18 protein-coding genes are annotated in these 20,202 nt (G+C 56.2%); all 18 read left to right on the top strand.

Annotation, left to right across the window (positions count from 1 at the left end):
* Positions 1 to 462: 462 nt before the first annotated feature.
* The 18 genes from NYE26_RS22600 (at position 463) to recO (ending at position 19,779) form a co-directional block, all read left to right on the top strand.
* Positions 463 to 1,644 (top strand): exonuclease SbcCD subunit D, encoded by a 1,182-nt coding sequence (locus NYE26_RS22600; RefSeq protein ID WP_339250268.1) that lies wholly within the window; start codon positions 463 to 465, stop codon positions 1,642 to 1,644.
* Between the two features lies 1 nt (position 1,645).
* On the top strand, positions 1,646 to 5,332 hold the full coding sequence (locus NYE26_RS22595; protein WP_339250266.1) for an AAA family ATPase: 3,687 nt from the start codon (positions 1,646 to 1,648) through the stop codon (positions 5,330 to 5,332).
* Between the two features lie 1,053 nt (positions 5,333 to 6,385).
* Positions 6,386 to 6,745: a histidine triad nucleotide-binding protein gene (locus NYE26_RS22590; RefSeq protein WP_076075810.1), complete on the top strand. Its 360-nt coding sequence runs from the start codon at positions 6,386 to 6,388 to the stop codon at positions 6,743 to 6,745.
* 142 nt (positions 6,746 to 6,887) lie between these two features.
* On the top strand, positions 6,888 to 7,061 hold the full coding sequence (gene rpsU, locus NYE26_RS22585; protein ID WP_005547957.1) for a 30S ribosomal protein S21: 174 nt from the start codon (positions 6,888 to 6,890) through the stop codon (positions 7,059 to 7,061).
* Positions 7,062 to 7,076: 15 nt separating this feature from the next.
* Entirely contained in the window at positions 7,077 to 7,520 is a 444-nt protein-coding gene (locus NYE26_RS22580) for a GatB/YqeY domain-containing protein (RefSeq protein ID WP_036724349.1), read from the top strand.
* A 201-nt stretch (positions 7,521 to 7,721) separates the two neighbouring features.
* Positions 7,722 to 9,059 carry an NfeD family protein gene (locus tag NYE26_RS22575; protein WP_339257590.1) on the top strand — a complete coding sequence of 446 codons (1,338 nt, stop codon included), beginning with the start codon at positions 7,722 to 7,724 and terminating at the stop codon, positions 9,057 to 9,059.
* A gap of 36 nt (positions 9,060 to 9,095) precedes the next feature.
* Positions 9,096 to 10,097: a flotillin-like protein FloA gene (floA, locus tag NYE26_RS22570; protein WP_209872081.1), complete on the top strand. Its 1,002-nt coding sequence runs from the start codon at positions 9,096 to 9,098 to the stop codon at positions 10,095 to 10,097.
* A gap of 16 nt (positions 10,098 to 10,113) precedes the next feature.
* On the top strand, positions 10,114 to 10,710 hold the full coding sequence (locus NYE26_RS22565) for a hypothetical protein (protein WP_339250264.1): 597 nt from the start codon (positions 10,114 to 10,116) through the stop codon (positions 10,708 to 10,710).
* A 181-nt stretch (positions 10,711 to 10,891) separates the two neighbouring features.
* Positions 10,892 to 11,185 carry a sporulation protein YqfC gene (yqfC, locus tag NYE26_RS22560; RefSeq protein ID WP_209872075.1) on the top strand — a complete coding sequence of 98 codons (294 nt, stop codon included), beginning with the start codon at positions 10,892 to 10,894 and terminating at the stop codon, positions 11,183 to 11,185.
* Positions 11,182 to 12,363: a sporulation protein YqfD gene (gene yqfD / locus NYE26_RS22555; RefSeq protein WP_339250262.1), complete on the top strand. Its 1,182-nt coding sequence runs from the start codon at positions 11,182 to 11,184 to the stop codon at positions 12,361 to 12,363. The genes yqfC and yqfD overlap by 4 nt, the downstream gene beginning before the upstream one ends.
* 15 nt (positions 12,364 to 12,378) lie before the next feature.
* Positions 12,379 to 13,350 carry a PhoH family protein gene (locus NYE26_RS22550; protein ID WP_036690294.1) on the top strand — a complete coding sequence of 324 codons (972 nt, stop codon included), beginning with the start codon at positions 12,379 to 12,381 and terminating at the stop codon, positions 13,348 to 13,350.
* Positions 13,351 to 13,367: 17 nt separating this feature from the next.
* On the top strand, positions 13,368 to 15,647 hold the full coding sequence (locus NYE26_RS22545) for an HDIG domain-containing metalloprotein (protein WP_339250261.1): 2,280 nt from the start codon (positions 13,368 to 13,370) through the stop codon (positions 15,645 to 15,647).
* The gene (gene ybeY, locus NYE26_RS22540) at positions 15,619 to 16,119 is read left to right on the top strand and encodes an rRNA maturation RNase YbeY (protein WP_339250260.1); all 501 of its coding nucleotides are present in this window, start codon (positions 15,619 to 15,621) and stop codon (positions 16,117 to 16,119) included. The genes NYE26_RS22545 and ybeY overlap by 29 nt, the downstream gene beginning before the upstream one ends.
* The gene (locus NYE26_RS22535) at positions 16,119 to 16,514 is read left to right on the top strand and encodes a diacylglycerol kinase family protein (RefSeq protein WP_036724339.1); all 396 of its coding nucleotides are present in this window, start codon (positions 16,119 to 16,121) and stop codon (positions 16,512 to 16,514) included. The genes ybeY and NYE26_RS22535 overlap by 1 nt, the downstream gene beginning before the upstream one ends.
* A 246-nt stretch (positions 16,515 to 16,760) precedes the next feature.
* Entirely contained in the window at positions 16,761 to 17,180 is a 420-nt protein-coding gene (locus NYE26_RS22530; protein ID WP_076075831.1) for a cytidine deaminase, read from the top strand.
* 662 nt (positions 17,181 to 17,842) lie between these two features.
* Complete coding sequence (gene era / locus NYE26_RS22525; protein ID WP_036724337.1) at positions 17,843 to 18,733, top strand: GTPase Era; 891 nt, start codon at positions 17,843 to 17,845, stop codon at positions 18,731 to 18,733.
* Positions 18,734 to 18,843: 110 nt separating this feature from the next.
* Positions 18,844 to 18,987, top strand: a complete 144-nt coding sequence (locus tag NYE26_RS22520) for a YqzL family protein (RefSeq protein ID WP_076075837.1) — start codon at positions 18,844 to 18,846, stop codon at positions 18,985 to 18,987.
* 36 nt (positions 18,988 to 19,023) lie between these two features.
* Positions 19,024 to 19,779, top strand: a complete 756-nt coding sequence (gene recO, locus NYE26_RS22515; RefSeq protein ID WP_036724335.1) for a DNA repair protein RecO — start codon at positions 19,024 to 19,026, stop codon at positions 19,777 to 19,779.
* Positions 19,780 to 20,202 lie beyond the last annotated feature (423 nt).

Raw genomic sequence — 20,202 nt, 5'->3', positions numbered from 1 at the left:
TGTCGACTGAAATGATATTTATGGATAAGAGTTCTATGAATGATTTGTAGAGTGGCTTTGCTGGCTGAATGTGGCTGAAGGATCGCCGGGAAGAGCAAGAGTGTATCTAATCTCATCGGTTAAAGGCTGAATGTATGCTATAAGCCGAATGCAACCGGCTGGAACAGCGAGATATGGCCCGAATGTATCTAAAAAACAACATACATGGTGCTTGCACGCAGGTGAATGGTCCGAATATATGCGAAAAACAGCATACATTGTGCTTGCGCGCAGGCATATGAACCGAATGTATGTGAAAAACAGTATACATGGTGCTTGCGCGCAGGCATATGAACCGAATGTATGTGAAAAACAGTATACATGGTGCTCGCACGCAGGTGAATGGTCCGAATATATGCGAAAAACAGCATACATTCTTTGAATCTATAATTGCCGCAGACAGGCGGGGAAAAGAGGGCGGAAATGCGCATATTGCATACGGGAGACTGGCATCTGGGGCGGACGCTGGAGGGCCGAAGCCGGCAGAAGGAGCAGGAGCAGTTCGTGGATGAGCTGGTTATGATAGCCGACTCCTCCGGGGCGGATCTGATTCTGATGGCGGGGGATGTCTATGATTCAGTCAATCCTCCGGCTGCGGCGGAGCAGTTGTTCTATGACGCTGCGGCCAGACTGACGGCAGGCGGACGTCCGCTGGTGGTGATTTCGGGCAATCACGACCAGCCGGAGCGCGTAGCTTCCGTGTCCCCGCTTGTCCGCAGACAAGGGATTACGCTCGTCGGAATGCCGACTTCGGAACCGGTCACGGTGCATGCGGCCAGAACCGGCGAGGTTGCCAAAATCGCTGCGCTCCCTTACCCCTCCGAAGCCCGTCTCGGCGAGCTGCTCGCGGGGGATAGCGGGGAGGCTGAGCTGAGGCTGGCTTACAGCGCCCGGGTGGGGCGGCTGATGAATCTGCTTGGACGCGAGTTCACCCCGCAGACCGTCAATCTGGCGATGAGCCATATCTATGTGCTGGGCGGCGTGGAGAGTGACTCTGAACGGCCGATTCAGGTCGGCGGCGCTTATACCGTTGATCCTTCGGCACTCTCTTGCGGCGCGCAATATACGGCACTTGGACATCTTCACCGCGCCCAGCGGGTCAAAGGCGATGGGATGATCCGCTACAGCGGCTCCCCGCTGGCATACAGCTTCTCTGAGGCAGGCCAGGCCAAGTCGGTGGCCATGATTAATGTCGCACCCGGCGGGGAGCCGGTGTTCGAGGAAATCTATCTCTCCTGCGGGCGGCCGCTGGTGAACTGGAGATCTGCGGGCGGATTGCAGGAGGTCTACGGCTGGCTGGATGAGGGCAGGGATGAGGGAGCATTCATTGATCTGGAGCTGCGCTTAACCGAGGCCATGTCCATGAATGATATCCAGCGGCTGCGCAAGTCACGGGAAGGCATCGTCCATATCCGGCCGGTCTATCCGCAGATGGAGCAGGAGCTGGAAGAGATGTCCCGCTCCCGCATGCCGGTACAGGAGCTGTTCCGCAGGTTCTATCAGCGCCAGACCGGCGGTGCGGAGCCGGATGACAGCCTGATTGAGCTGTTCCTGGAGCTGGCGGAAGAAGAGCGGCATCAAGCTGCGGAAGGGGAGGAGAACTGATTTGAAGCCGATATTGTTGAAATTATCCGGGCTGCAGAGTTACCGGGCGCAGCAGGAGATTGATTTTGCCAGCCTGACCGAGACGGGGCTGTTCGGGATCTTCGGTCCGACGGGCAGCGGCAAATCCAGTCTGCTGGACGCGATTACACTGGCGATGTACGGCAAAGTGGAGCGCGCCGTGAACGGAACCCAGGGGATTATGAACCATTCCGAGGACCAGCTCAGCGTGGCCTTCACCTTCGAGCTGAACTCCTCTTCCGGAACGCGTCGCTATCGCGTAGAACGGAAGTTCAAACGCACCGGGGAGCAGTCGGTCAGCAATACGATCAGCCGGTTCATCGAGGTCAAGGCGGACGGGGATCTTGTGATGGCCGACAAGCTGGCGGACGTTACGCGCTGTGTCGAAGAGCACATCGGGCTGAAGATGGACGACTTCACCCGGGCCGTTGTGCTGCCGCAGGGCAAATTCGCCGAGTTCCTGTCGCTGCGGGGCGTGGACCGCAGGCAGATGCTCCAGCGTCTGTTCCATCTGGAACAGTACGGCGACGGGCTGGCACTGAAGCTGAGCCGCCGCGTCAAGGAGAACGAGGCGGCACTGCGCGCTCTGGAGGCCGAGCAGCAGGGGCTGGGCAGCGCGGGCAAGGCAGATGTGGAAGCGGCCGCCGTCCGTGTGCAGGAGGCGATCCGTCATGCGGCGGATTGCCGGGGGCGGCTCACGGAGGCTGCGGAGCGCGCCGAGCGCTTCGCCCGCATCCGCGAGCTGCAGGAGGAACGGGCCCGCCGCGAGTCGCAGCGGCAGGCTCTGCTGGCCCAGGAGGAGCAGATCCTCCTCCTGGAGCAGAAGCTCGGCAAGGCGGACGAGGCCGAGCGGAGATTGCCCGCGCTGAAGGCCTGGCGCAGCGCGGAGGAGGCCTGGAAGGCCCGGGCGGCACGCGCCGGGGGCCTTGAGGCCTTGGCCGCCGCCGCCGTGCAGGAGGCGGCAGCCGGGGCGGAAGCGGAAGCAGCGGCCCAGGCCGCGCTGTCCGCAGGCGAGCCGGCCCTCCGCGAGGAGGAGGGCCGGTACCGGCGCGCGCTCGAGCTGGAGGCCGAGCTCGGCGCACTGCACAGCGAGCGGGCGGCGCTGCAGGTGCGCCGCGAGGAAGCCGCCCGGGGCCTGGCCGCCGGGCGGGAGAGCCTGGCCCGGGAGCGTGAGCTTTTGGCCCGCGGCCAAAAGAAACAGCACGAGCTGCAGCAGAGCCTGCAGCCACTGGCGGTCCGCTCCCAGGAGCGGCAGTCTCTGCAGGAAGCCATGCAGAGACTGCAGGGACTGCGTTCTGCCGAGGCCCAGCGGGAATCGGCAGAACGTGAGCGCCAGAGCCGCGCGGCTGTGCTCGCAGCGGCGGAAGTGCGGCTGGCCGCCGCCGGGTCCCGGCGGCAGGCGCTGGATGCCGGGCGCGGAGAGCTGCTGGCCGCCGCCGCCCTGCACCAGGAAGAGCTGCGGACGGCCGAAGGGGCAGCGGGAGACGCTGCCGGCCGCCTGGAGGGGCACATCAGCGCGCTGGAGGCTGCGCTGAAGGAGCAGGAGGTTCACCGGCTCTCGCAGGCACTCGCCGGTGAACTCCAGGAAGGTGTTCCCTGCCCGGTATGCGGCAGCGAGCATCACCCCTCCCCTGCGCTTGTTCAGAAGCAGGGGGACCCTGGGGAGCTGGACAATAGGCTCCGCCATGTCCGCGCTCAGGCCCGGCAGGCGCTGGAGACGCGCCATCTGCTGCGCAGCCTGCTGGAGCAGGACAGCTCGTGGCTCGCTGGGCTAGCGGGAGCCGCGTCCGAAGAGGCGCTGCACCAGTCCGCCGCTGGCGCCGCCGGGGCAGAGGCGGCTGCGAACAAGACGGCAAGCATTACTTCCTACGCCGCACCCGCACCCAAGCTCTCAGGCAGTTCCGGTTCGGATGCCGGATCTCTCACTCTCAGCAATTCTGAGTCTCACAACGCTTCTGATTCCTTGAGCCCTTCGGAGTCTCTTGAGGCTTCCAAGCTCTCAAGCAGTTCCGGCTCTTATGCAGCATCTGACTCTCTGAACAGTTCGGGTTCACACGCCGCACCTGATTCGTTAAACGCCTCGGAGTCTCCCGACTCTCAGGCAACCGCGCAGCTCCCGGATGAACAAGCCTTATCCGCGCTGGATGGCCGGTTGTCTGCCTTGAATGATCAGCTGGCCGCACTGCGAGGACGCTCCGCAGAGCTGCGCCGCGCGGCTTCGGACTGGCAGCGTTCCCTGCAGGAGCTGGAGCAGGTGTATCACAAGGAAGCGGCAGGTGCCGAAGCGGAGAAGACCTGGCTGCAGGGACTGTCTGCCAAGGCAGAGGAGCTGGCTGCTTCAGCCGGCAAGCTAAGGGAGGAATGGAGCCGTCTCTTCCCGGAGCTTGCCCCGGAGAAAGCGGAGAGAACGTATCAGGAGATGCTTGGCAAGGATGAACGCGCCGAGGAGATCCGCAGCCGGCTGGAGATCAGCGTCAAGTTCCTGGACGAGAAAAGCCTCACCGTGCAGACGCTGAACGAGCAGCTGGCCGGGCTGGACAAGGAGCTGGCGCAGTGGGATGCGCAGCTTGAAGGCAAAGAGGCGCTTGCCCGCGATAAAGAGCAGCGCCTTCGCGAAGGGACCGGCGGCCGGCCTGCCGGGGAACTGCTGGCCGGGTGTGAACGCAGATTGCTGGAGCTGCAGACTGCGCTGGAGCGCAGCCGGCAGGAACACCGCCGGGCAGCAGACAAGGCGCAGCAGCAGACCCGTGAAGCTGCGGTAGCCCGCCAGGCGGCAGAATCGGCGCAGGAGCATTATACCGCCGCCGCCGCCCAGTGGGAGGAGAGTCTGCAGTCTTCGCCGTTCGCTTCGGCCGCAGAAGTGGAGGCCTCATCGCTGGAGACCGGAGAACGGGCAGAAGCTGCCGAACGTGTGAAGTCCTACCGCGAAGAAGAGGCGGAGTGCCTGCTGCAGCTGCGGAGTATTGAAGAGAAGCTGGCTGGAGCTGTGCTCAGCAGTGAAGAATGGCAGGAGAGCCAGGAAACGCTGCTGAGGTGCAAAGAGGAGGATGAAGCCTCGCTTCAGGCCCGTGCACGGGCAGAACGGGATCTGGAGGATCTGCAGCAGCGCCATATCCGCTGGGTAGAGCTGGAGGACAAGCGGGCCGGACATGCGGCGATGCAGGAGCGTTTATCCAAGCTGCAGACCGTACTGCGCGGCAACGCCTTTGTGGAGTATATTGCAGAGGAGCAGCTGATGCAGGTATGCCAGGCTGCGTCACAGCGTCTGCGGTTCCTGAGCAAGCAGCGTTATGCATTGGAGGTGGATTCAGGCGGGGGCTTCGTCATCCGGGATGACGGGAACGGCGGCGTTAGACGTCCTGTGTCCACGTTATCCGGGGGAGAGACCTTCCTGACCTCCCTGTCGCTGGCGCTTGCCCTGTCAGCCCAGATTCAGCTGCGCGGACAATACCCGCTGCAATTCTTTTTCCTGGATGAGGGCTTTGGCACCCTGGACCCGGATCTGCTCGACACCGTTATCACTTCACTGGAGAGACTGCATAATGACCAATTGTCTGTGGGCATCATCAGCCATGTTCCTGAGCTTCGGGCCCGCCTGCCGCGCAAGCTGATTGTGGTTCCTGCAGAGCAGGGCGGCGGGGGTTCAACCATTCTTTTGGAAAAAATGTGAAAGACGGGGTTGGTTGTGATGAGAATCACAGATACACCTCCAACCCCCTGTTATAATACAGCTAAGCCGACATTATTTGAAACACCTCGGCGGACGTATGACAGGGAATGAACTCCTTCTCATACGTCCGCCGCCGAAGCAGCTCATATGAGCTGTGAAGGGTGTTTCTTTTTTTTGTCTTTTTTTGGGTCCACGCTCAAAACTAGCAACGGTCCTACCCCAAGGAGGGAGCACCCTCCTTTAAGGCAATCGAACAAAATGTATGCGGAAAACCGAACACAATGAGCTAGTAGGCGTGTAAATAGCCAAATATATGCGAAAAAGCGAATACATTGTGCCACAGCGAGGGTTAGAGGAGCAGTTGTGCTATTGAACGTGTTCCAGGACCATATGTTTGCGGAAACCGAATACATTATGCCACAGCAAGGGTAAGAGGGCCAATTGTGCTAGTGGAGGTACGCCCGGACCAAATGTACACGATAAACCGAATTTATTGTGCCGCCACCCTGTTATAATACAGTCTGCCCTACCTACACCCCCTGTTATTGTGATCCTCCACTCCCTGCCCCTGATATTAACGCCCTGTTCGCGTGACACTTCCACCCCTGCTCCCCTGATCCGCCCCCACCTGATATCCTGATCCCTATTCCCTGATCCCTGCCTGTTTACCTGCTCCCATACTCCCTGCTGCCCCCACCCCAGCTCCCCCATACATCGCCGCCCGCCCACTTTCCCTCACAATCCCAGCATAAGCCGCGCCGAACATCTGATTTCACCAGAATATAGCCTTCCGCCTTTCGTAATTGCTCAACATCCTGTATGATTAGTTCCATAAATTGAAATTTGTCGCGAAGCCGATCAGGCCGGAAGCCCGATGATCTTCAGGCGTGTGCGCCCCGCAGAGCTCTAGCTGTATTGACGGTCATTGCCTGTGAGTAGCGGGTGGCCGTTGTACGAATAAGAGTTAGGTTCGTGTCTGTTATCTCAGCCTCTGCTGCGGAAAGTGCCGGATGCAAGCTTCTGCATTACAAATTTTTTGGGAGGAAGCGTGGTATGGAAACTGTATTCAGCAAAATTATCGAAGGTGTAATCCCGTCCAAAAAGGTGTTCGAGAATGAGCGGATTCTGGCGTTCCACGATATTGAGCCTGCCGCCCCTGTGCATGTGCTGATTATCCCGAAGAAATACATCGCTTCTATGAACGAGGTTACGCCTGAGGATCTGCCGCTGATTGGCGAGATTCATGCCGTAGCACAGCAGCTTGCTGCAGAGCTCGGAATTGCCGATACCGGCTACCGGCTGATTAATAATTGCGGTCCGGACAGCGGGATGGCAGTGCCGCATCTGCATTATCATCTGCTGGGTGGAGCCAAGCTTGGTGCCCTTACGGGGAACTCCAGTTCTCATGCCTAATTAAGCAATGCAACTATGTACAGCCCGGCTAAAAAAAGAATAACGCGAAGGTTGACACCTTATTTAGGTTTGACCTATAATGAAAGGTGATGAACCGTGTTGTTATGCTCTTGGACGGTCTGGTCGGAGGGAGGGAAAACTGGTGTCTGAAACGAAAGTTCGCAAAAACGAGACAATTGATGCTGCACTTCGTCGCTTTAAACGTTCCATTGCTAAGGATGGTGTCTTGGCTGAGGTGAAGAAACGCAAGCATTATGAGAAGCCAAGCGTAAAGCGCAAGAAGAAGTCTGAGGCTGCTCGTAAGAGAAAGTTTTAGGAGGATTACCCACGCATGAATCTTAGCGAACGATTGAACGAAGATATGAAGCAAGCGATGAAGAGTAAGGACAAGTTCACACTCTCCACCATTCGAATGGTTCGTTCTACAATAAAGTATCTTGAAATAGATTTGAAGAGAACATTAGACGACAACGAAGTGCTTGATATCCTTAGTCGTGAGATCAAACAGCGCAAAGATGCCCTCCAAGAATTTGAAGCAGCGGGTCGCGATGAGCTTGCCGCGAGTACTAAGGCAGAAATCGAGATTATCATTAAATATCTTCCCGAGCAGCTTACCGAAGAAGAAATTAAAGTAATTGTACAACAGACCATCCAGGAAACCGGTGCTTCTTCGAAAAGTGAAATGGGTAAGGTGATGAGCGCACTGATGCCTAAGGTCAAAGGTCGCGCCGATGGTAAACTTGTGAACCAGGCGGTTCAGCAGTTTCTGCAATAATATAACGCTAGCACCCCTTTTATAAGGGGTGTTTTTCATTATGTGGAGCTTTTTGGATAGACCTGCGTATAAGGTATACTAAGAATTATATGCAGACTTACATACAATGATAAGTTGAGAATGCAAATGGTTCACGTACAAAAGGGGGGCGCAGGCTTGAATAAGTTACGCACCATCATATTTTCCTGTATCGCGGCCTTAATGGTTCTTCTGTTCCTGCCATTGGCGGGGACGGTTCAGGCGGATAATGAAGCGGTCCGCGCACCGGGAGCGGCCTCAGGTACAGTGGTCAACGGACCCGTCTTCATTATTCCGGTGGATCAGGAGATTGAGCGGGGTCTGCAGAGCTTTCTGGAACGGGGCTTTCAGGAAGCGGCGAATTACGGCGCAGTTCTGATTGTTCTGGAGATCGATACACCTGGAGGACGGGTGGATTCTGCCGAACGAATCGGCACTCTGGTCAGAGACAGCAAGATCCCGGTAGTAGCCTATATCAAAGGCAACGCCGCTTCCGCAGGCAGCTACATTGCGCTGAGCGCGGACGCCATTATCATGAAGCCGGGCAGCATGATAGGGGCCGCTTCGCTGGTGGACATGAACGGGAAGAGCGTGGAAGATGCCAAGATGGTATCCTATTGGAAATCCAAAATGATCGGGGCTGCCACGCTGAATGGGCGTGATCCTGAAGTGGCGGCCGGCATGATGGATGTCCATCTGGTAGTTAACCGCCCGGAGCTGGGTGTGAACAAGCAGGCTGGCGAGATTATCGCTCTGAGCAGCAATGAGGCGCTTCAGGCCGGTTACGCCGACCGGATTGCTGGAACAGAGCAGGAGGCGATTACCTGGCTGGGCTACTCGACAGACGACATTTTTCGCATTGAGCATACCGGTGCGGAGAAAATGTCGCAATTTCTGACTCATCCGGTAGTCATGACGATTCTGCTCTTTGTGGGCATAGCCGGTGTGTTCATCGAGCTGCTGGTGCCCGGCTTTGGGGTGCCCGGAATTGTCGGTACGCTGGCATTTGCCCTCTACTTCTTCGGCAACTATGTGGCCGGCTTCGCCGGGGCGGAGACGCTGCTGCTGTTCATTCTGGGACTGGTGATGCTGATTCTGGAGCTGTTCGTGCCGAGCTTCGGTATTCTGGGAATCCTCGGGTCTATCAGTCTGGTAGCGGGTGTTGTAAGGGCTGCTTACAGCTTTACACATGCCCTTTTCAGCCTTGGTATTGCTTTTTCGGCGGCGGCTGTGGTTATTGTGATTGTAGCCGTAGTCTTCAAGGAGCGGGGCATCTGGAACCGGTTCATCCTTCAGGATAGCCTTACCAGAGAGAAGGGATTCGTGCCTGTCCCGGAGAAGCTGCGTCTGATCGGGGCCTCCGGCATCAGTGTTACCCCGCTGCGTCCGGCCGGAACCGCCACCTTTGGCGGCGAACGGATAGATGTGGTGACAGAAGGCGGGTTCATCGAGGCGCAGACGGCCGTGTCCGTGGTGAAGGTTGAGGGCGGCCGTGTGGTAGTGAAGGAAGCTGCGAAATAATTTTTGTCTATCAAAATATCGGAGGTAGGTAAGCGTATGTTAGAAGCATCTATGATTACTTTTTTGCTGATCGCGGTAGCCGTGATTATTGTACTAAGCGTCTTCTTCAGCTTCTTCCCGGTAATGCTGTGGGTATCTGCCTGGGCCTCGGGGGTCAAAATCAGCATTATCACGCTGGTAGCGATGCGTCTGCGCCGGGTAACGCCGAGCCGGATTGTCAACCCGCTCATTAAGGCAACCAAGGCCGGGCTGGGGCTGAATATCAATCAGCTGGAGAGCCATTATCTGGCCGGAGGGAATGTGGACCGGGTAGTGAACGCGCTGATTGCCGCCCAGAGAGCGGATATTCCGCTGGAATTCACACGTGCCGCCGCCATCGATCTGGCCGGACGCGATGTGCTGCTGGCGGTTCAGATGAGCGTTAACCCGCGTGTCATTGAGACGCCGATTGTTGCGGCTGTAGCCAAGAACGGGATTGAAGTCAAGGTCAAGGCACGGGTAACGGTGCGGGCCAATATCGACCGGCTGGTCGGGGGTGCGGGCGAAGAGACGATTATTGCCCGTGTCGGCGAGGGGATTGTAACCACAGTCGGCTCCAGTAATTCGCATAAGGATGTGCTTGAGAATCCGGATTCCATCTCCCGGACCGTATTATCCAAGGGTCTGGACTCAGGGACTGCTTTTGAAATTCTGTCCATTGATATTGCGGATGTGGATGTAGGCAAGAACATTGGTGCGTACCTGCAGACCGAGCAGGCGGAAGCGGATAAGCGCATCGCCCAGGCGAAGGCTGAAGAACGCCGGGCCATGGCGGTTGCCCATGAGCAGGAGATGAAGGCACGCGTGGTTGAGATGAAGGCGCTGGTCGTTGAATCTGAATCCCAGGTTCCGCTGGCGATGGCCGAAGCCCTGCGCTCCGGCAAGCTTGGTGTGATGGATTATATGAATCTTAAAAACATCGAGGCAGATACGCAGATGCGCGGTTCCCTCGGCAAACTAAACGATGGGGACGACAGCAGCCGTCCGCCCCACAAATAAAGGGATGTGAGCTCCCATGAGCGGCGTGATCTATTTCCTGGTGCTGGCGGCCATAGCGATCATCACCAATCTGAACAAACAGAGGGGCAAAGACAAACAGGCCCCGCGCGGGGGGATGCCTACCTTTGGGGGCGGCGGGGGAGATATCGGCAATCCGCTGCCCCGCCGCCAGAAGGCCGGACGCGTTGAACAGCAGGGCAGCGGATTTCCGGCGCCTGCCGGGACAAGGACGGCCCCAAACCAGCCTGCCCCGCCGCCGGATGCTCAGGAGGCCCCGTCTTCGCCAGCATGGGCTGAAGCTGGGCAGCCGGCTCCCGGTGATGAGACAGGCGAAGGTGTGTCTCTGGAACAGGCCGATGATCTGGACAGCGTGGAGGCCCGCACAGAACGCATGCAGCAAGAGCTGGAGAAGCTGAAGGCTGCCTTCGACGGAATGGCGGCTGCGGTCCCGTCTGCGGGCTCCGACGCAGACGGGGAGGACGCAGATGCAGCATCGCCGGCATATGCTGTCCATCCGCTCACAGGCGACCCTGACGCGCTGCGCAGCGGTCTGGTATGGGCGGAGGTGCTGGGTCCGCCCCGCGCCCGCCAGCCGCATTCCACACGGCGCTAAGACCTTGCCTCCGCCTCCCGAGCAACATGTAATACTGCACATAAGCCTGAATCCATTCCCTAACCGGAAGGGATTCAGGCTTTTTTGCTGTTTTCCCTGGCAGAAGGGTGTGAGTTCTTCTCATAAACAGCTGCCCCGCCGCATAAGGTGTACAGAAGGCAGGAAGGGGGAGCGTCTACTTATGACCCGTATCGGCCGCAGGCTGCGGGGATGGACAAACGGGATACTGGATCTTCCGCAGGATGTGCTGCAGGAGATGCCCCGGATCACCCTGATCGGCAATAAGGAGCTGTATATTGAGAACCACCGCGGCGTGCTGCACTTCTCTTCGGAGCAGCTCAGGCTGGCATTAACCCAAGGGGTGCTGGAGATTTCCGGTGAAGGACTGGTCATCCGCAATATTCTGGGCCAGGAGCTTGCCGTCATTGGAGTAATCGGTGAAATCAGATATAAGGAAAGTGGGGAGAATCCATGAAAGAACCGCCTCTGTCATCACTGCGGGGGTTCGTTACACTGCATGTGAGCGGACCGCAGGTGGAGAAATTCATTAATGCTGTAACTGGAGCGGGCATCATCATCTGGGATGTGAGGCCTGCCGGGGACGGCGCTTCTTTGAATCTGCTGCTGGATGACTTTTTCCGGCTTCGCCCGCTCCTCAAAAAGACAGGCTGCCGTATGCATGTTACAGCCAGGCACGGACTTCCGTTTCGCCTCGCGCGCTTGTGGAGACGGAAGTTTTTTGCCGCAGGTATACTGATCTTCGGTGTAGCCCTGCTGCTGCTCTCCTCGATGATCTGGAGCGTCAAGGTTGAAGGGAATACCCGCATTCCGACCGAGGACATCCTGGAAGCCGCACGCAAGGAGGGCGTCTATCCGTTTCAGTGGATTTGGCGCATGCAGGAGTCGGACGAGCTGTCCCGGGAGCTGACCACCCTGGTTCCGGGCTTAACTTGGGCCGGGTTCCACCGGAATGGGACGAGCATTACCATACAGGTCGTCGAAGCTGACCGCCCGGATAACAAACCGCTGCTCAGCCAGCGCCATCTCATCAGCCGGACCGATGCGGTGGTGACCGAAATCTATGCGGAGCAGGGCAGACCGGTGGTCAGCCGGAATTCGCGGGTTAAAAAAGGGGACATCCTCATCTCCGGTGCGCTGGGTGACGAGGAGAATACAGAGTTCGTTGTCGCTAAAGGCATGGTTAAAGGCCTTGTATGGCATGAATATAATCTGGAGGTACCGCTCAAAAGAACGGGCAGTGCGTATACAGGAGAACGCAAGGACCGCACCTATCTCGTTCTTGGCAAATGGGCGATTCAACTGTGGGGCTACGGGGACTCCGGGTTTGCGAAGTCACGTACACTTTCAGAGCCCGACATGCTGTCGTGGCGCTCTTTTCAGCTGCCGCTGGGCCTGATGACCGAGAAGGAACTGGAGATTAAATACACCACTGAAGCGCTTACTTCGGAGGCCGCGCGTGCAGAAGGGCTGACACGGGCCAAGAGCGATATTTTCGCGCGTTACGGCGCTGATAGCGTCATCAAAAGTCAAAAAATTTTGCATGAGAAGAAAGAGAATGGTAAAGTTTATATGAAAGTGCTGTTTGAGGTGGAAGAGAGAATCGCGGAAGAGCTTCCGATAGTAAACAATTGAGGAGAATGAGGCTACTTGTCAGAACAGACTGCAAGCATTCAAATATCTTTGCACAATGCGGGAGAAGCGCAATCCCTGTTCGGCCCGCAGGATGGATTCCTGAAAATCATCGAGAAAGAAATTCCGGCAGTTATTAATTCACGCGAGGCCGAAATTACGATTCGCGGTACGGAGCGGGAAGTGGACATGCTGGGCCAGCTCTTCAACGTGCTGCTGTCACTCGTACGCGGGGGTTATATATTGAGCGAACGCGATGTGCAGTACGCCGTGGAGCTGGCGAAGGATTTCCGTGCCGACCAGCTGCTGGACCTGTTCAAGGGCGAGATCACGACAACATTCCGCGGCAAGCCGATCCGTGTCAAAACGATTGGCCAGAAGCATTATGTGAGCACCATCAAAAAGCGCGATATCGTCTTCGGCATCGGCCCGGCGGGCACCGGCAAGACCTATCTGGCTGTGGTCCTCGCGGTGACGGCGCTGAAGGAAGGCTCGGTCAAACGGATCGTGCTTACGCGTCCGGCTGTAGAGGCCGGGGAGAACCTGGGCTTCCTCCCGGGAGATTTGCAGGAGAAGGTAGATCCGTATCTGCGGCCGCTCTACGACGCCTTGTACGACGTTATGGGGCCTGATCAGGTGGCGAAGGCGCTGGAGCGCGGGCTGATCGAGATTGCACCGCTTGCCTATATGCGCGGACGTACGCTGGAGGATGCTTTTATCATCCTTGATGAAGCGCAGAATACCACACCCGAACAAATGAAAATGTTCCTCACCCGTCTGGGCTTCGGCTCCAAGATGGTCATCACGGGCGATGTGACCCAGATCGATTTGCCGCGCGGCAAGAAGTCAGGGCTGATCGAAGCCAAAACGATTCTTTCCGGTATTGAGGAGCTTGGCTTTGTCTACTTCGCTGAGCAGGACGTTGTCCGTCATTCCCTTGTGCAGAAAATTATCGTTGCCTATGACCGCTCTGCCGAAAACCTCCAATAAAAAAGGGGATTGTCTTCATGGCCTCAAAGCAACCATCGAAATTAAGCGGATTTGTATACAGCAGCAGCGGATGGAAGTATAGCGCGGTGTCGCGCTATGCTCTTTTCCTGTTACTCGCGGTTGTTTTCTACCTCAGCCTGTCCTCTGATCTGCTGCCCAAAAGGTATGATATCAAAGAGGGAACCCGCAGTGCCAAGGAGATTACAGCTCCCAAGCAAATCCTGGACACCAACGCCAAGCTCAAGGCCCAGGAGACTGCTGCAGAGAATGTGACCAACCGTTATGCCATTATTCCTATCCGGGCGGAGAATCTAGTAACTCTGCTGCTGGACCGGATCGGCGGGCTGAATCAGGATGATACGATTTCACAGAGTGAGAAGACTGAGATTTACCGGGAAGAGATTCCGCGGCGGGCCAATGATTTTATCCTTAATTTTGTGGCTGCCAGCCAAAAGGCGGGGACTTACTCCGAGCATCTGCTGAATGAGATGCAGTCCGTCATTAAGGATCAGGCCTACGTCATTCCGGAAGAGACCTATATCAAGATCCCGCGCCTGACTTCACAGGATATCATCGAAATGAAGCCGGTGGCCCGGGATATTGTGACGAAGCTGATGAATGACCAGATTACCGACGCCCAGAGCGCGCGCGCCAAAGTGGCCGAGCAGGTCAGTGTCAGTTCACTGGGCCAGCGGACCGCCCGCGAGGTGGTGCAGGAGCTGGTACGGCTGGTGATCACCGCCAACAAATTCTATGACGAGGATGCGACCAAGGAAGCGAAGGTGCAGGCCCGTCAGAATACACCGGATGTATTCATCGAGCAGGGGGATGTGCTGGTCGCCAAGAATCAGGAGATTACCCCTGAGCTGTATAAGCTGCTGGATGAGAACGGGCTGCTCAGCAAAGAGATTAATTACTGGCCGCAGCTCGGCTTGCTGCTGCTCTCTGCACTGCTGTCCTTTGGCCTGATGACCTTCATCCGCTACAATGGCGGAGCCTCAGGCTTCAAATACAATAACTCCCAGCTGCTTATGCTGGTGCTGGTCTTTATCATTACCATCGTTATGATGAAGCTGACGGCCTTCCTGCAAACGGATGTGAGGACATATATAGGCTATCTGGCACCTGTGGCTCTCGGCGCGATGCTGATCTCCATGCTGCTGGACATGACCTTAGCTTATTTCTGTTCCATTCTGTTCAGCATTCTGGCCAGTATCCTGCTGAATGTCCAGCAGAATACGATATTTGATTTCACCTTCGGCTTCTTTGCCCTAATCGTAAGTTATGTTGCCATCTTCTCGACGCACCGCGCCGGACAGCGCTCAACGCTGCTGAAGGGTGGTATTATGGTGTCTCTGCTCGGCTGCCTGACCGTAGCCATACTGACCATGCTGAGCGGCGGCGTATGGAACGAGACGAATACGTTATATGCTCTGGGTTTCTCCTTTGCCGGGGGGCTGCTTACTGCAGTGCTGGTCATCGGATTGATGCCGTTCTTCGAGGTAACGTTCGGCATTCTGTCGGCCCTGAAGCTCGTAGAGCTGTCTAACCCGAACCATCCGCTGCTGCGCAAGCTGCTTACAGAGACGCCGGGAACCTATCACCATAGCGTGATGGTAGGCAATCTGTCCGAGGCTGCGGCCGAAGCGATTGGTGCGGACGGTCTGCTGTGCCGGGTAGGCTCATATTATCATGACATCGGCAAGACGAAGCGCCCGTTCTATTTCATAGAGAACCAGAACAATATGGAGAATCCGCATGATACGATTGAGCCGAAGCTGAGCAAGTCGATCATTGTGGCCCACGCCCGGGACGGGGTGGAGATGCAGAAGGAATACAAGCTGCCGAAGCCGATCCGCGATATTGCCGAGCAGCATCATGGCACGACGTTCCTGCATTATTTTTATCATAAGGCATTGAAGCTTGCAGAGGACAAGGGTGTAGAGCCGGACTTCACGGAGGAGGATTTCCGTTATCCCGGCCCGAAGGCGCAGTCGAAGGAATCCGCAGTTGTCGGGATCGCCGACAGTGTGGAGGCTGCAGTCCGTTCGCTCCGCAAGCCAACCGTGGTGCAGGTCGAGACCATGATTGAGAAAATTATCAAAAGCCGGCTGGATGACCATCAGTTCGATGAATGCGACCTGACGCTCAAGGAGCTGGATATTATTTCGCGGACACTGAAAGAGACGGTAATGGGCATATTCCATTCCCGGATTGAATACCCCGAGGATGTGCGCAAGCCCAAAAAAGAGGAAGGGGCCATCAAAAATGAGCCTGAGCGTCGTTTGGAACAATGAACAGGATGAACATGAAATTAACGGCGATCTGATCGAACTGCTGGAGAGGCTTCTGCAGACAGCAGGGGAAGCAGAAGGGATTGACTCGGGGGAAGTAGATCTGACCTTCGTCAATAACGAACGCATTCATGAGCTGAATCTCGAGTACCGCGGCATTGACCGTCCGACCGATGTGCTCTCCTTCGCGATGAATGAAGCCGGAGAAGATGAGCTGGAGATCCGGTACGGCCTGGCAGATGAGGACGATGAGCTGGAGGAAATACCGAATGTGCTTGGGGATATTATCATCTCGGTTACCCGGGCGCAGGAGCAGGCTGAGGAATACGGCCATTCGCTGGAGCGGGAGCTGGGCTTCCTGTTCGTGCACGGGTTCCTGCATTTGCTGGGCTACGATCATCAGGAGCCGGAGGCTGAGGCCGAAATGATGTCCAAGCAGGAGCAGGCTCTGGCTCAGGTCGGGTTGACACGCTAATGGTCAAGAATACGGCGGTGGGCCACAAAAAATTCTGGCACTCCTTTCGCTTCGCCGCACACGGCATTGCGGCAGCATTCCGGTCGGAGCTGAACATGAAGGTGCATAGCGGCCTTGCGGTTATCGTTGTGATTGCCGCAGCTGTTTTCAGGCTTCCTTTGTCAAGCTGGATGCTGCTGCTGCTGGCCATTACGCTGGTGCTGACAGCCGAGCTGCTGAACACGGCGATTGAAGCAACGATTGATCTGGTTTCGCCTGAGGTTCACCCCTTGGCCAAGAAGGCCAAAGATACCGCCGCAGGCGCCGTGCTGCTTACGGCGGTGTTTGCCGTGATTGCCGGAATCTATGTTTTTTATCATCCCGTGATGGACTGGATCACAGGTATTATGTCATAATCAGTTTACAACTTCAGGTGGTGGAAGAGGCGGACCCGCTTTGCGCGCTCCGTCATCTTTAATTAGGATAATATTTTCGATCCATGCTCCCAAAACTAAGGATATGCTTACGAAGCGAGTTTTATCTCGAAGGGATTCGATGAAGAGGATTGCTCAATAAAACTAGGCTTATGCTTACGAAGTGAGTTTTATCTCGAAGGGATTTCAATGAAGAGGATGCTTGATAAAACTTTTAGGAGGACAATTATGGATTATGCGCTACTTCTTCAGGAAGCGATCAAGGCAAGAGCCAATGCATATATACCGTATTCCCGCTTCGGGGTAGGGGCAGCCCTTCTGGATCAGGACGGAAAAGTCCACCACGGCTGCAACATCGAGAACGCCGCTTACGGTCCCACCAACTGCGGCGAGCGGACGGCCATGTTCCGCGCCATTGCGGACGGCCATAAGCCCGGTACCTTCAAAGCTATCGCAGTCGTGGCCGACACAGACGGCCCCGTATCGCCTTGCGGCGTCTGCCGCCAGGTGATGGTCGAGCTATGCGGCCCCGATATGCCAGTCATTCTCGGCAACCTGAAGGGCGATATTATGGAGACTACGGTCCGTGACCTGCTCCCCGGCGCCTTCGGTCCTGCGGATCTTACGCAGGGGCAGGCTCCGGAGTAAACGGCAAGCTTGTAAAGACGGTTGCTGTACGGTAGCAGGATCGTAAATGCATACCGTATGAGCCGGCTTTAAGTGTATATGGTACAACTATATTTCCGTGAGGATAGGTGAAATAAGGTTTAAGTGTAAAATGTACATCTAAATTCACGGTATATTGCCAAAAGTGACTTTGCTGAGGAAAATAGATGTACAAATTACATCTAAACTGCAAAAACCTCTGATTTTGAGCAGAATAAGTGTACAAAATACAACTAAAAAATGTTATCGGGTGTATAGTTACCAAGGCCGTTCGATTTTTTGGTTCAAAGTAACCAGTTTCTTACTGCGCCGCAGTCAAGCGTGTTCCCGCAGGGAACGAAAAGCGCTCGTGCTCCACAGCTCCCTGTCCCGCGCCGCATGCTGGTCACCGCCAATCAACCGCGCCGCAGTCAAGCGTGTTCCCGCAGGGAACGAACAGCGCTCATACTTCCAAAGTCTCTTACCGCGCCAAGTGCTGCGCCCACGCCAGTTCCGGGTGTCCAGAGGGCCGGGGCCCTTGGGGTCCCCTTTGGCGAAGGGGGATTTAGGGGGATCGAAACGCTTTTAAGGGTGAACGCTTTTAAGGGTGAACGCTTTTGACCGAAACGCTTTTGACCAAGTTGTAAGATAAATAGGAGGATCATATGAAATTCAAATCAGGGTTTGTCGCCATTATCGGCAGACCAAACGTAGGCAAATCAACACTCATGAACCAGGTAATCGGCCAGAAGATTGCCATTATGTCGGACAAGCCGCAGACCACCCGCAACAAAATTCACGGAGTATACACGGCAAATAACTCACAGATCGTATTCCTGGACACACCGGGTATCCATAAAAGACAATCCAAGCTGGGTGATTACATGAATCAGACGGCGATGAGCACTCTGCATGAAGTGGAAGCGGTATTGTTCCTCGTGGATGCCTCTGAGGGTATGGGCGGCGGCGACCGTTTTATCGCGGAACAGCTTGGCAGCATTAAGACCCCGGTCATTCTGGTCATGAACAAGATTGACAAGATTGAGCCGGAAGCGCTGCTGCCGATGATTACGGAATACAACAAGCTGCATGAGTTCGCCGAAATCGTACCAATTTCTGCCAAAATGGGCAATAACGTCAACACGCTGCTGGAGCAGGTGCAGAAATACCTGCCGGAAGGCCCGCAGTATTACCCGGACGACCAGATTACCGATCACCCCGAGCAGTTCGTCTGCGCGGAGCTGATCCGCGAGAAGATTCTGCATCTGACCCGTGAAGAGGTGCCGCATTCCATCGCAGTGGCGATTGAGGATATGAGCGTGGAACCGAATGGGGTTGTGCATATTTCGGCGGTTATCTTTGTTGAGCGCGATTCCCAGAAGGGGATCATTATCGGTAAGCAGGGAGCGCTGCTGAAGGAAGTCGGACGCCGGGCGCGGACGGATATTGAGAACCTGCTGGGCTCGAAGATTTTCCTGGAATTATGGGTGAAGGTGAAAAAAGACTGGCGTAACCAGGACCGCGTCCTGCGGGATTTGGGCTTCCATAAAGAATGATCACCTCTCACGCCGCCTCAACATGGCAGGAATTGCACGGATAGATCCTGGGGCATCGCACATCCTACATCTGAAGAGACATCGTGTTTCCGAAGAAAGGATGAATACGAATGCGGAATTTTTCGTGGAAGTATTTTGCAATGACTGGAGATCTCGATGCGTATTTGCTGTACAGGGAAGCTGGGGATTCGCCCGAGGGCAGCGGACCGCTGCCGGCGGAGGAAGAGATGGCCATCGATGAAGAAGCACAATAAGGACTGGTTGCTTGCCGAGTGGTTGGGGGAAGAGGCATGCTATACAGGGTGGAAGGGATCGTCATCCGCAGCATGGACTACGGTGAAGGGAACGCCATTATTACGCTTTGCACCGAGAACGCGGGTAAAGTAGGGGTTCTGGTGCGGGGCGCCAAGAAGGTCAAAAGCCGTCATGCTGCCCTGATCCAGCTGTTCACAACAGGTGAGTTCGTGTTCTTCCGTAACAACGGCGGACTGGGAACACTCAATGCCGGGGAGATCACGAAGTCCCATCATCCGCTGCGCGAGGATCTGGTCAAGGCGGCTTATGCATCCTATGCCTGCGAGCTGCTGGACCGGGTGCTGCATGATGAAGAGACAGGCAGCTTCTGGTACCGCCAGCTGACCGCCTGCCTGAATGCACTGGAGGAAGACAAAGAGCCCGGCATTATCAATAATGTATTTGAAATGAAGGTGCTGCAAGCTGCCGGTTATGGGCCTCAGCTCGATGCCTGTATCGTCTGCGGCAAGGACAAGCCGGATGAGGAGCTTAGAATCAGTCCCCGTCTGGGGGGAGTTCTCTGCCGCAGTTGCCGGCATAACGATCCTCCGGCCATGGAGATTTCCCCGCGTGCCTTGAAGCTGCTGCGGATCTTCGCGGCGCTGGATCTGACCAGGCTGGGAAATGTGGATGTGAAGCCGGAGACCCGTGCGGAGCTGAAGACCGTTATGCGGGGATTCATGGATATGCAGCTGGGACTCAGACTGAAGACCCAGAGCTTCCTGGACCAGCTTGATAAATACAATATTTGACGAATCACGAATTATCCGTTACTATAAGTTCAGTTTCTTTTATAAGATTGCCGTGTTTGCTCCAGAACTGGAGAGAGTGCGTGGATCGGGAAAGTAGTGGGCGGTATTGTCGCAGCAGCGAGCCGGGGGTAGTGGAAGCCTGGCGGGACGACGTTCATGAACAGGGCACCCGGGAGTACGGAAGCGGCAGCATGAAAAGTGGATTTCGTGATTTTTGCGTAATCAAGTAGGGTGGAACCGCGGGAGAACATATTTGAGCTCTCGTCCCTATGTCTGTTCATCAGGCATGGGGGCGGGAGCTTTTTGGCTTGTGGCTGTGCGGGAGATCATCTTCCATCACAGACCGCAGGTACATAGAAGCGGGTGCCGCCTCCATCGCGCAGCAGCAAGAGCCAGTCATACGCAAGAGGCAGTACCACACTT

It is taken from the genome of Paenibacillus sp. FSL P2-0136, from assembly GCF_037975325.1.
GTDB classification, from domain to species: domain Bacteria; phylum Bacillota; class Bacilli; order Paenibacillales; family Paenibacillaceae; genus Paenibacillus_AQ; species Paenibacillus_AQ silagei.
This window is presented reverse-complemented; position numbering and strand designations above follow the sequence as displayed.